This is a genomic window from Psychrobacter sp. SHUES1 (genome assembly GCF_001652315.1).
GTDB lineage: Bacteria > Pseudomonadota > Gammaproteobacteria > Pseudomonadales > Moraxellaceae > Psychrobacter > Psychrobacter faecalis.
Genome location: NZ_LXWA01000055.1, coordinates 1 through 12,657, shown reverse-complemented (window position 1 = coordinate 12,657; position 12,657 = coordinate 1). Strand labels below are relative to the sequence as shown.

Here is a 12,657-nt window from a genome sequence, read left to right as displayed (position 1 = left end):
CAAGCTTTTTGGCTGGTATGATGACCTTTGATAGCTGGTCGATACTTTTTATGGTCGTGCAGGCACTGGTTATCTTCTTAGTGGTGGTGATTGTTGCGGCATTGATGATTGTTTATGAGCGCCGCATGCTAGCGCTTTGGCAAGATCGTTATGGTCCGAACCGTGTCGGTCCGTTTGGCTCGCTACAGCTGGTTGCCGATATGCTCAAAATCTTCTTTAAAGAAGATTGGACGCCAAACTTTACCGATAAGTTTATGTTTACCTTGGCGCCAGCGGTTGCCATGTTTACCGCCTTGGCATCCTTTGCCATTATTCCTATTTCGCCAACCCTTGGGGTTGCTGATTGGGATATCGGCATTTTGTTTTTCTTTGCCATGGCAGGTATTGCAGTTTATGCGGTGATGTTTGGCGGTTGGGCGTCTGCCAATAAATTCTCACTACTTGGCGGCTTACGGTCAGCAGCGCAAACCATCAGTTATGAAGTTTTCTTAGGCTTATCATTGATGGGTGTGGTTGCGCTAACGGGCTCATTTAACCTACGTGAAATTGTTGAATCGCAAATTGACGGCTGGTATATCATCCCGCAGTTTTTTGGCTTTTTAACCTTTGTCGTGGCTGGTGTTGCTGTCACCCATAGACATCCATTTGATCAGCCAGAAGCAGAGCAAGAGCTGGCTGAAGGCTATCATGTTGAATATTCTGGCATGAAGTTCGGTATGTTTTTCATCGGTGAATATGTCAACGTCGTGCTGATTTCTGCGCTGATGACCTGTTTGTTTTTTGGCGGTTGGCTTGCGCCGTTTAATTTAGATATTCCTTTTATTCCACCAGCTTTTTGGTTCATGATTAAAACGCTATTCTTTATGACCATGTTTATTTTGGCTCGAGGCTCACTCATGCGTCCGCGCTATGATCAGGTGATGAACTTTGGCTGGAAAATCTGCCTGCCGGTAACTTTGATTAATCTATTGGTGACTGCCGCAGTGATTTTGATTTTCTCCCCAACGTTATAATCATTACTAGCCATTACTGATGAACTAGGGTAAAGCTGATAAGGATAATAATCCCATGTTTACTACGATAAAAAAGACCGTCATTGGTATGTTTACCATTGTCCGCAGTATGTGGATGGTCAATAGTCATGCAATCAGGCCGCGTGACACTATTCTTTATCCAGAAGAGCCAGTGCCAGTACCGCCGCGCTTTCGTGGCCGTATTGTGCTGACGCGTGACCCTGATGGTGATGAACGCTGCGTGGCTTGTAACTTATGTGCCGTGGCTTGTCCGGTCGCCTGTATCTCTTTGCAAAAAGCCGAGCGTGAAGATGGTCGCTGGTATCCAGAATTTTTCCGCATTAACTTTTCACGTTGTATCTTTTGTGGTTTGTGTGAAGAAGCTTGTCCGACGACGGCGATTCAAATGACGCCTGACTTTGAGATGGGCGAATATGTCCGTCAAGACTTGGTTTATGAAAAAGAGCATTTGCTGATTTCAGGACCGGGTAAATATCCCGATTATAACTATTATCGCGTGACGGGTATGGCGGTAGCAGATAAACCAAAAGGCGCGGCGCAAAATGAAGCGGCACCGATTGATCTAAGGAGCTTGCTACCATGATGAACATCTTAAACAGTCCTGAATTGGCAGGGTTTTATGCGCTGGCAGCGGTGGCAATATTTGCCAGCTTGCGCGTGGTGACCCTTGCCAATCCAGTGCATGCTATTTTATCGATGATTGTGTCGTTATTGGCCATCTCAGGTATTTTCTTTGTCTTAGGTGCGCCGTTTGCTGGTGCGCTTGAAATTGTTGTTTATGCCGGTGCCATTATGGTGCTGTTCGTCTTCGTTATTATGATGCTAAATCTTGGCATGAGTAATGATGAGCGTGAAGAAAGCTGGCTTGATGCGGGCACTTGGGCAGTACCGACGGGGTTAACTATTATCATCGCGGTTGTGCTATATGCGTTGATAGCTCTTAATCATACCGATACGGCAATGATTGGTGGTACGACCATTTCAGCTAAAGCCGTCGGTACGGTGCTATTTACCAAATACGTTATGTTGGTCGAAGTGGCAGCATTGCTATTATTAGCTGCCTTGGTAGCTGCTTATCATTTGGGTAAAGAGTCTAGTGATGATGAGATTATCGGTCACGACGCTCACGACTATAATCAAAGCCATAAAAACAAAGCAAGCCAAGCCTCTAATCCAAATGTGGCTAGTATCAAACATTACGATGATAATGGCATGCCGAATACTGATGCGCTAAACAAGGCTGAACCATACGAATATAAAGAGGTTGACCCGCTTGACTATGTCGGTATGAATGTCGGTAAGCAAGCGGATATACAACGAGTCACGCGCAAGGAGTCAGACTGATGGTACTAGCAGCGAGCGTGGCACAGGAGGTTGCAAATGTGCCGTTTGCCCACGAGGTAGCAGGCTTTGTGCAGCCTGCTACTGAGGCGCAAAATGTACTGGGTATGATACCCATGAGCCATGGATTGATTTTGGCCGGTATTTTATTTGCAATCGGTCTGTGCGGTGTCATGGTGCGGCGTAATTTCTTATTTATGCTGATGAGCCTTGAGATCATGATGAATGCGACGGCTTTGGCATTTGTGGTCGCCGGTAGCCGCTGGGTCGATCCAGATGGACAGATTATGTTTATCTTTATTTTGACACTAGCAGCAGCAGAGGCAGCCATTGGTTTGGCAATATTATTGCGGTTTTACCATCAGCGTGGGCATCTCGATGTCGATAGCGCCAATGAGATGAAAGGATGATGTCATGAGTTTATTACCATTAACCTTTATATTCCCGCTCGTTGGCTTTTTGATTTTAGCCTTTATGCGCGACAAATTAAGTGAGCAGGTAGCAGCGATTGTTGGTGTCGGTAGCATGCTGCTATCAGCGCTATGCACGCTCATGGTCAGCTATACCTTTTTGACCAGTAATCCTGCCGGTACAGTCATCGAGATTCCGCTATGGACGTGGTTCCAAGTTGGGGATTTCGCGCCAAGTTTTGGCTTAAGCTTTGATGGCTTGGCATTGACGATGACGGGTGTTATTACCGGTATCGGCTTTTTGATTCATCTGTTTGCTGCCTGGTATATGAAAGGTGAAACAGGCTTTGCGCGCTTTTTTAGTTATATGAACTTATTCGTCGCCAGTATGTTATTGCTGGTATTGGCCGATAACTTGTTCTTACTTTATCTTGGCTGGGAAGGCGTCGGTATCTGCTCGTACCTTTTGATTGGTTTTTATTATCAAGACCGCGCCAATGGTCGGGCAGCGATGAAAGCCTTTACCGTTACCCGTGTTGGTGATGTGTTTTTGGCCTTTGGTTTGTTTTTATTATTCCGCGAATTTGGCACCTTGCATATTCAAGAGATTATCACCCGCGCGCCAGAAATCTTTGATATCAATAATCCAACGATGATTTTGACCACTATTATGCTCGTTGGTGGGGCGATGGGTAAATCAGCGCAGCTGCCACTACATACCTGGCTTGCTGATGCGATGGCAGGTCCAACGCCTGTATCGGCATTGATTCACGCTGCGACCATGGTGACCGCGGGTGTTTATCTGATCGCACGTCTGCATCCGTTGTTTCTCCTTACCCCAGGCGTACTTTTGTACTGGGTTGGGGCAGTGGGAGCATTGACACTGGTTGTCGCTGGATTTTGTGCGCTGGCACAAACCGATATTAAACGTATCCTTGCTTATTCGACCATGAGCCAAATTGGCTATATGTTTTTAGCACTCGGCGTTGGTGCATGGCAAGGAGCTATTTTCCACTTGATGACGCATGCTTTCTTTAAAGCCTTGCTATTCTTATCATCGGGTGCGGTCATTCTTGCGGTTCATCATGAGCAAAATATCTTTAAGATGGGCGGTTTACGCAAAAAGATACCGTTAGTATTTTGGTGTTATATCGTCGGTGGCGGCGCGCTGGCAGCAATCCCTTGGGTTACCGTTGGTTTCTATTCTAAAGAAGCAATTCTGTGGGAGAGCTACGCAACCGGTCACCAAGTCTTATTCTATATGGGCGTATTTGGTGCGTTCTTAACTGCGCTTTATACCTTCCGTATGATTTGGATTATCTTTTTTGGTGAAGAAAAAACCCCTGCGCACAAGCTATCTGGTGTGTCATATTGGCTACCGCTGACAGTATTGCTGGTATTATCAACCGCCGTTGGTGCGTGGATTACGCCACCATTACAAGGCGTATTGCCAGAGAGTGTTGGGCACTTATTAGAAGTTGCGGGTCAAGCACATGACAAACATACGGCGGAATATATCGCCATGGGCGCCATGCTTGCAGGTTTAATTCTCGCAGCATTCTTATATGTCGTCGATAAAGGTCGACTGTTGACCCGCTTTAAGCGCACGACAATCGGTGCGGCGTTATATCATTGGTGCTATCACGGTATGGGCTTTGATGCGCTATACGATATAGTTTTTGTAAAACCCTTTTTGTTCATCGGCCGCTTATTTAAAGCCGACCCTATCGATAAAACGTGGCTGTTATTACCTAAGCTGGCATCTGCTGGTAATAAGGTATTGTCTGCGACGCAAACAGGGTCACTTCGAGGTTACGCTGCAAGCTTTGGCTTGGGCGTGGCTGTGCTGTTGGTGCTGGTAATGATGACGGTGGTATAAGATGATAGAGTTACAACAAACGTGGATGCTACCAGCATTAATCGCAATTCCTTTTATCGCAGGGTTGCTCTGTTGGTTGGTCGAACGCTTTAATAAACGTCTGCCGCGCTGGATTGCTCTAATCGGTATGACGTTAACTTTTGCCTTGTCATTGGTATTGTGGCAATACGGCGATTATAGTGGCATGAGTAAGCAGGTGATTGCGCCTCAGGCAAACGTGCCATGGGTTGCAGAATTCATGGTGCCATGGATACCAAGCTTTGGTATCAGCTTTCATTTGGCACTAGATGGTTTGTCGCTGTTGATGGTTGGCCTAACAGGTCTGCTAGGTATTGCGGCAGTTGCCTGTTCGTGGAATGAGATTCAACGCCGCGTTGGTTTTTTCCATCTTAACCTTTTATGGAGCTTGGGCGGCGTTATTGGCGTTTTCTTAGCCATTGACCTGTTTCTATTCTTCTTCTTTTGGGAGATGATGCTGGTTCCAATCTACTTCTTGATCGCTATTTGGGGTCATGATGTGGTCGGCGGCAAGACCAAAGAATACGCGGCAACCAAGTTCTTTATTTATACCCAAGCCTCTGGTCTTATCATGCTGGTCGGTATTTTGATATTGGTCATTATCAGCTATGCGCAAAAAGGCGTGGTGAGCTTTAATTATAATGACTTACTCGGCACTTCACTTGGCGGCTGGGAATATCCGATCATGCTGTGCTTCTTTATTGGCTTTGCCGTTAAATTGCCGATTTTCCCTTTTCACGGCTGGCTACCTGACGCCCATGCGCAGGCGCCAACCGCAGGTTCGGTGGATCTGGCAGGGGTTTTGATTAAGACTGCTGCTTATGGTTTGATTCGTTTTGTCATACCTTTATTCCCAGCAGCGTCACAAGATTTTGCGCCGATTGCCATGACCTTGGGTACCATAGGTATCTTTTACGGGGCGTGGCTGGCCTTTATGCAAACTGATATGAAGCGTTTACTGGCTTATACCAGTATCTCGCATATGGGTTTTGTGGTCTTAGCCATTTACGCGGGTACCTTAATTAGCTTGCAAGGTTTGATGATTCAAATGCTGGCGCACGGTTTAAGTTCGGCGGCGCTGTTTATTATGGCAGGGCAGTTATACGAGCGCTTGCATACGCGCGATTTGACCTTGATGGGCGGTATGTGGGGTCAGTTCCGTTATTATGCACCGATTCTAATGTTCTTTTGTGCCGCTTTACTTGGTATTCCGGGTACCGGTAACTTCATCGGCGAATTCTTGATTTTATTTGGCGCCTTTGCTGATTATCCAGTGTTTGTGGTATTTGCGACCTTTAGCTTGGTATTGGCAGGTTTATACTCGCTTATCTTGATTCACCGTGCCATGTTCGGTAGCAATAATATTAAAGAAGTGGCGTTACGAGAAACCGAAACCCATGGTTTGCCTTCACGTCCATTAAAAGATTTGGGTAAACGCGAGCTGTCGTTGCTACTGATGTTAGCAGCAGGGTTGGTCTGGCTCGGACTGTATCCACAGCCGTTCCTTGATACTTCAAGTCACGCCATGCAGTGGATTAATAACGCATATATGTACAGTCAAGTGACACAAGTAGACGCATCGCAGCTGCTTGATGCAATGGAGGCACGTTAAGTCATGAATGAATTTACGATGAATGATTTGATGGGGCTGATGCCTTATGCGCCAATCATTGCGGTAGTGTTGACTGTATTGGTAGTGATGATTGCCATCACCATTAAACGCTCACATATGGTGATCGGTACCATTTCGGTGGTTGGTTTAAACATAGCGCTGTTTGCCTTGCTTGGGCAAATGGCTGGCATCATCGATAGCGGTACGCTTGTGCCAACAGCTGAGCAGTTATTTGTGATTGATAACTTTGCCCAGTTTAATATGGTGGTTATCTTAATCTGTGCTTTGGCCTGTTTTACGCTGTCTTATGCCTATTTAGCAGATTTAGACGATCATAAAGAAGAGCTGTATTTGCTCATGCTGCTATCGACTGTTGGTGCGCTCCTGATGGTCAGCGCCCAGCATTTAGCCTCATTCTTTATGAGTCTTGAGATGCTATCGATTCCGCTATACGGTATGCTGGCTTATACCTATATGCGTAAACGCTCGCTTGAGTCGGGGCTAAAGTATTTGGTGCTCTCAGCCACGGCATCGGCAACGCTGCTGATGGGTATGGCGTTTATTTATGCAGAAGTAGGCTCGCTCGCCTTTAAACCTATCAGTATGACGTTGGTTGATCTCTTTGAGTCGCCATTATTAATCGTCGGTACGGCGATGATGATGTTTGGTATTGCTTTTAAACTGTCTGCTGCGCCATTTCACATATGGACGCCAGATGTATACGAAGGCGCACCTGCACCTGTCGCTACTTATTTGGCATCGGTCACCAAAGTGGCGATGATGGCGCTTGCTGTTCGCTTCTTAATTGATACGTCGCTATTGGCGCTGCCATCAGTACAGATGCTGCTCATGGTTATGGCCACCTTGTCGATACTAGTGGGTAACTTATTAGCGATACGTCAGACTAGCCTTAAGCGCCTGCTTGGTTATTCGTCGATTGCCCATATGGGTTATGTGCTTATCGTGATTGTCAGTATTGGCTCAGCCGCTGATAGTATCTCAAGCATGTATATGGCGATTTATGCCTTTACCTCTATCGGTGCTTTTGGCGTCGTCACCTTGATGTCGAGCCCGTATCGCTTAGCGGGTGAAGCAGATGAATTGACCCATTATCAAGGGCTGTTCTGGCGTCGTCCGGTACTGACCGCGGTGATGACCATTATGATGTTGTCATTGGCAGGTATTCCATTGACCGCAGGCTTTATCACTAAGCTATTTGCGATTCTTGCCGCCGTTCAAGGTACCAACTGGTTCTTGGCTGGCATGATTATCTTGGGTAGTGCCATTGGTCTGTTTTATTACTTGCGCGTCATGCTCACGCTATTTAAACGTCCGAAACAATTTATTGAATTTGACGTCTCAAAGCAGTGGGGCTTACGTACCGGTGGTATTATGGTCATCGCCGTCACCGCTATCATTCTCTTCTTTGGTATATTGCCGAATAGTATGATTGAATGGGCAAGTTTGGCTCGTATTTGGTAGGCATAAAATATGAGCATATGAGCAGGGGTTTTCGATATTGATAACCGCTGCTTATTGATAATGACGGTTAGAAAACCAAGATGCGCCAGCTCTATGATAAGCTTGGCGCATCTTTTGTTTTAGAGCCTTTAAAAAGTCAAAAACATAGCCATCTATAACCATAAGCGATTATCAATAACCATAAGCAATCATAAATCATAAAAAACGAGGGTGAATCATTATTATGAGTGACAATATTCAAAAAGTAACGGTGCTCAGTAAAACCACGTGGACGCCCAATCTCTTTAGCTTTACCGTCAGTCGTCCTGTTAGTTTTAAATTTACCGCGGGACAGTTTGTACGCTTGGGCGTTAATCCCAGTCAATTAAACTACTATAAGCAGTTGAGTGCAGTAGCTGATACTTATGATGAAGAACTGGACGAAACAGTAAACGAAGCGCTAAATGAAGATATCTTCCGCGCGTATTCGATTGTATCGTCACCCTTTGATGAAATCCTAGAATTTTTCTCTATTGTTATCCCTGATGGCGCCTTTACCTCGCAGCTACAACACCTAGAAGTCGGCGATGAGCTATTATTAAACACCATGCCTTTTGGCTTTTTAACTTTAGCGCGTTATCAAAAACCGCTGCCAAAAGATTTATGGTTATTGGCAACAGGTACAGGTTTAGCGCCTTTTTTATCGATGCTGCAAGACTTAAAAACCTGGGAAGACTACGAGCATATCGTCTTGGCTTATAGCGCGCGCTCGACAGAAGAGCTTGCTTATATTGAGAAGATTGAAAGCTTACAAGAAGATTTTGGCTCGTTGGTGGAAAATCCAGCCAAGCTTATTTTTATTCCTATCGTTACCCGCGAGCCTGTCGAGGGCGCACTAACTGAGCGCTTGCCAAAGCTATTATTAGATGGCACGTTGCAAGCGCGCGCCGGTATTGACCTAGATATCGATAGTACGCACGTGATGCTATGTGGTAACCCAGAAATGGTCGAAGATACCAAAGAGACATTAAAGAGCTTAGGCTTGGTGATGAATCGCCGCGGCGAGGGCAATATTGCAGTAGAAAACTATTGGTAAGCCTATGATTGCTACAAGTTGATAGAGTCAGTATTTACTAAAAAAACGCCAATGCTTAAAGATAATCGTCTTTAAGTATTGGCGTTTTTTGTAGGCAGCGTTTAGAAGGCTTTTAATACGTCTTGGATTCAACATTGAAGTGCAACGCACCCGAAGCTAGATTTTACCTCAAGCGGTGTTCTAAACCCTAGCACCTTTCTAGGTCGATTATTTAAACTGTCTTCAATCGACTGAACTAAGTGCCTGCATAGGTTATCTAGACGCATCGACTTAGGTAGAAACTGACGAATTAAACCATTTGTATTCTCATTAGTTCCGCGCTCCCAAGAATGATAAGGCTGAGCGAAGTAAATATCAGCCTTTAACGCGGTTGCCATCGTTTCATGGTCAGCAAACTCTTTACCGTTGTCAAAGGTGATAGTTAACGCCTGCTCACCTTTTAGCATGCCAATACAAGCTTGTGTGACGACTTTTGCCTTGCGATTGGGTAGCGCTTTGATCTTAGTCTCTCGAGTCGTTCTATCTACTAAAGTGACAAGCACACCTTGATGCCCATGACCAACCACAGTATCCCCTTCATAATCGCCTATACGACTGCGCGTATCAATGATACTAGGACGCTCAGTGATATCACAGCGGTTCGCTATTTTCCCACGCCTATCATTGCCGTGCAGATACCGTCTCTTATAACGCTTTTGACATCTAAGGGCGTTGTGTAGATCACCCCCTGCCTTTTTGTCAGTATAGATGTGTTGGTATATTGATTCATGGCTTGGGACATCTTGCCAACCTAGCATCCTCAGTCGCCCTGTGATCTGTTCAGGTGAGTATCTCTTGTTTAACAAGTGCTCAATATAGCACCAGCCAAAGCGGCTGATCTGTGCGCTATTCACAACTTTGCGCTCTTTTGCCAAACGATGGGCTTGTTTGGGGCGATAACCCCTTTGTCCCATGTTTCGCTTTATCTCTCGACTAACCGTTGATTTATGACAGCCGATAATTCTAGCTATTTCGCTCATGCCTTTTTTAGCTTGCAATAGCGCTGATATTTGATATCTTTGCTCTTGGGTAAGATGTGTATAGTGTTTCATAACGTTCTGATATGTAGGAGTTGAAGTTTGAAATGCAACACGGCACATCTTACTCTTCAACTCATTCTTTTAAAACGTTGCACTTCTTATTTGAATCTAGGCGTTTATAAAACTAGACTTATGAAGTAGGTTCTAAACTTGGCTCAGTAGCATCAGCAATCGGATTGATAGGCCCTTGCATCAATTCAGGCTCATCCTTATCACTAATGATATCTTCATTGGCATTGCTGGCCAGCAAATCACGATAATTGATTTGCGTTTTAAGCACCAATTGTTCTTCTTCAAGCTCACCATAATTGACTTGCACTTTATATAAGGTGCTCATTATTTTTTTGTTCTTTTTTAGCCAGCGATTAATATCAAGGTAGATAATCTCTTCTTTGGCACGGGCGATATTGATGTAAGACAAAATGAAACCTAAGGGGTCTTTTTTCAGTACGCTATGATAAAACCAAATAAACAGTTTAAGCCCTTGGCGTTTGATAAAAGATTCACAGCGTAGGTTAAGGACATCGGTATAAGTCAGCTGTCCAAAAACAAAGCGTTGGACGTTGCGATCCAGCTGCACATGAACCAAGCTAAAATTACTTGCTACTTCTGCATAAATCCCGCCAACATCAATAGTACAATATAAACGGAACCAGTCGTCATGTATCTCAACGCGCAGCTCTAAAATGGCTTTGACGTTATCGGTGACAAATTTTTGCAGCGCATCGTTGACGTAAATTTGGGCAACCGGCAAGGACAGCTCTTCCTCGAATTTATCCGTGGTTCTGTCATAGATAGTTTTGACGGCTTGGCTAAGACGCTCCCAGCCATCGCTAAAGGACTCGTCAAAACGGTCAGCGATACTGTCAAATAACTCTTCAAAACTGTCTGAATTATCCATATTGTCCATATGCTCGAAATTACTCAAACTTATTATCCTTATAATTATTCATTATTTAATGGCAGGCGCAAAAAGAGTTTATAAAACAGTATATATCAAAATGACAGTAGGCAAAATGGACGTCTACGTTTTGTATCATTGGGCAGTCTGATTGTTTACTATCAAATATAGAAACCTTTCAAATGTATAAAACCTTTGTGAGGTTTTCTCTAAAAACGCGGTTTTTAAAATTGGCAGTGGATAAATTGATAAACAAGCCTGCATATAAGTGATTGATTGAGTAGCGACGGTATACGCTTGTGCTAGCGACGCAATTCTAACTCATGGTATGATAGCGCCGGCATTGGTCGACGAGTGCTTAGTTTATCTAAGAGCTTTTATGACGCCTTGTATCGACCGCCCTTATATAGCCAATTCAATATAAAAGTGGTTCGTTTAAATAGCGCTCTGCTGGAATAAATTTTCCTCGCTTGCTGTGCGCTTCGCACTCCAGAGGCTTCGCAAAATTTATTCCAGCAGTCCTATAACATTTCTAAATGGAATCTACTATATTCATCAGCTGAGACCCACTGTGACTTCGATTAAAGACTCGCAAAGCTATCATTTTTCAGCGCAAGCGCCCAAGCGCGATATCAGTTTGCCGATGGCGGCGGTGATAGCCGTCAGCGTTCATGCGCTGATTATTTTTGGCATTAGTTTTTCGCTGGGGCAAGACCCTGCTGGCATGATGCAGGACGTTGCAAAAGCTTTGACCGAGAATATGCAGCCAAATGAAGATGCGCAGTTTATTGCCAATGCGTCGCAACAAGGCGGCGGCACGGTGCAAGAGCAAATACGCCAAGAAACAGACCAGAGTAGTCCGGTGGCAGCCGAGCAAATGAGCGAGACGCAAGATGTGATTGACCTGCAGCGTCAAGTTCGGCAGCAGCGCTATCAAGAAAGCTATCTACGTACCACGCTTAGCTGGCGTCAAGCGAGTGTCGAGTCTGATAATGACAGCAAGCAAGAACAAGATGACATGAAGGCGCAAGAAGAGCGTCTGCGTAAGCAAATCGCGACTTTAGAGGCGCAACTGTCACAGCGGCAACAGCTGTATGCGACCAAATCAAAAGTCGTGACCGTCGATAGCAACTCGACAACCCGCGGTGCTGCTGCCGATTATATCAATACCTTTCGCGAGCACGTTGAGCGCGTCGGGAATCTGCAATATCCTGCGCAAGCGCGCGCGCAAGGTATCACCGGCGAGGTCCGTTTGATGGTGATTATTAGCAATGATGGCAATATTAAAGCCATTCGTTTACTTGAGAGCTCAAACTCGACGATACTAGATGAGGCGGCCAAGCAGTCGGTCAGACAAGCGGCGCCCTTTGGTAAATTTACCGAAGATATGAATGATATTGTTGAGCTGCGTCTGATACGTACCTATCGTTACAGTGATAGAGTAGACGTCACCTATCTAAAAGCGAAAGAGGACTCCACCCGACATTAGGGTGGAGGTGAATTTCGCCTAGTGTTTATTATATTTTTATACAAATTAGCTACTGTATGAAATCTAAATAATCTTTAGAATTTATATTCTATCAAACAAAATTAGTTGCGGTAATGAAAATCAACAAAGCGTATAAATTTAGGCTTGAGCCTAATGCAGAGCAACAGATTATTCTAAATAATCTTGTCGGCTCTGCACGCTTTGTTTGGAATCAAATGCTAGCGATCTCATTTGAGATGTTTGCCAAAAATGAATTTATTAATGCCACCAACTTGGTTAATAAAATCATGGATCTAAAGAACAATCCTGATTTTGACTTCTTAAGAACCCATGCCAA

12 protein-coding genes are annotated in these 12,657 nt (G+C 44.8%); 10 read left to right on the top strand and 2 right to left on the bottom strand.

The window, feature by feature from the left end; translation table 11 throughout:
• The first annotated feature begins 17 nt into the window (after positions 1–17).
• The 8 genes from nuoH (at position 18) to A7325_RS07660 (ending at position 8,851) form a co-directional block, all read left to right on the top strand.
• Positions 18–1,013, top strand: coding sequence for an NADH-quinone oxidoreductase subunit NuoH (gene nuoH, locus A7325_RS07695; protein WP_068406568.1), 996 nt, complete (start codon positions 18–20; stop codon positions 1,011–1,013).
• A 55-nt stretch (positions 1,014–1,068) separates the two neighbouring features.
• Entirely contained in the window at positions 1,069–1,617 is a 549-nt protein-coding gene (gene nuoI / locus A7325_RS07690) for an NADH-quinone oxidoreductase subunit NuoI (protein ID WP_068406521.1), read from the top strand.
• Positions 1,614–2,378 (top strand): NADH-quinone oxidoreductase subunit J, encoded by a 765-nt coding sequence (gene nuoJ, locus A7325_RS07685; RefSeq protein ID WP_068406519.1) that lies wholly within the window; start codon positions 1,614–1,616, stop codon positions 2,376–2,378. Before nuoI ends, nuoJ begins: the two co-directional genes overlap by 4 nt.
• A gap of 98 nt (positions 2,379–2,476) precedes the next feature.
• A complete protein-coding gene (nuoK, locus tag A7325_RS07680; protein ID WP_045445153.1) occupies positions 2,477–2,785 on the top strand; it encodes an NADH-quinone oxidoreductase subunit NuoK in 309 nt (102 codons plus the stop codon).
• Positions 2,786–2,789: 4 nt separating this feature from the next.
• Entirely contained in the window at positions 2,790–4,664 is a 1,875-nt protein-coding gene (gene nuoL / locus A7325_RS07675) for an NADH-quinone oxidoreductase subunit L (RefSeq protein WP_068406515.1), read from the top strand.
• A gap of 1 nt (position 4,665) precedes the next feature.
• Positions 4,666–6,294, top strand: coding sequence for an NADH-quinone oxidoreductase subunit M (nuoM, locus tag A7325_RS07670; protein WP_068406513.1), 1,629 nt, complete (start codon positions 4,666–4,668; stop codon positions 6,292–6,294).
• Positions 6,295–6,297: 3 nt separating this feature from the next.
• Entirely contained in the window at positions 6,298–7,776 is a 1,479-nt protein-coding gene (nuoN, locus tag A7325_RS07665) for an NADH-quinone oxidoreductase subunit NuoN (RefSeq protein ID WP_068406511.1), read from the top strand.
• A gap of 223 nt (positions 7,777–7,999) precedes the next feature.
• Positions 8,000–8,851 (top strand): ferredoxin--NADP reductase, encoded by an 852-nt coding sequence (locus tag A7325_RS07660; protein ID WP_068406508.1) that lies wholly within the window; start codon positions 8,000–8,002, stop codon positions 8,849–8,851.
• 128 nt (positions 8,852–8,979) lie between these two features.
• Here A7325_RS07660 and A7325_RS07655 read toward each other — a convergent pair whose 3' ends face one another.
• Both A7325_RS07655 and A7325_RS07650 read right to left on the bottom strand, forming a co-directional pair.
• Positions 8,980–9,942, bottom strand: a complete 963-nt coding sequence (locus A7325_RS07655) for an IS30 family transposase (RefSeq protein ID WP_068406566.1) — start codon at positions 9,940–9,942, stop codon at positions 8,980–8,982.
• A 118-nt stretch (positions 9,943–10,060) separates the two neighbouring features.
• On the bottom strand, positions 10,061–10,840 hold the full coding sequence (locus A7325_RS07650) for a hypothetical protein (RefSeq protein WP_156508516.1): 780 nt from the start codon (positions 10,838–10,840) through the stop codon (positions 10,061–10,063).
• A 562-nt stretch (positions 10,841–11,402) separates the two neighbouring features.
• Between A7325_RS07650 and A7325_RS07645 the strand changes: the two genes are divergently transcribed.
• A complete protein-coding gene (locus tag A7325_RS07645; RefSeq protein ID WP_227514963.1) occupies positions 11,403–12,320 on the top strand; it encodes an energy transducer TonB in 918 nt (305 codons plus the stop codon).
• A gap of 113 nt (positions 12,321–12,433) precedes the next feature.
• Positions 12,434–12,657: helix-turn-helix domain-containing protein (locus A7325_RS07640; RefSeq protein WP_156508514.1), on the top strand; the 224-nt coding region annotated here is incomplete at its 3' end.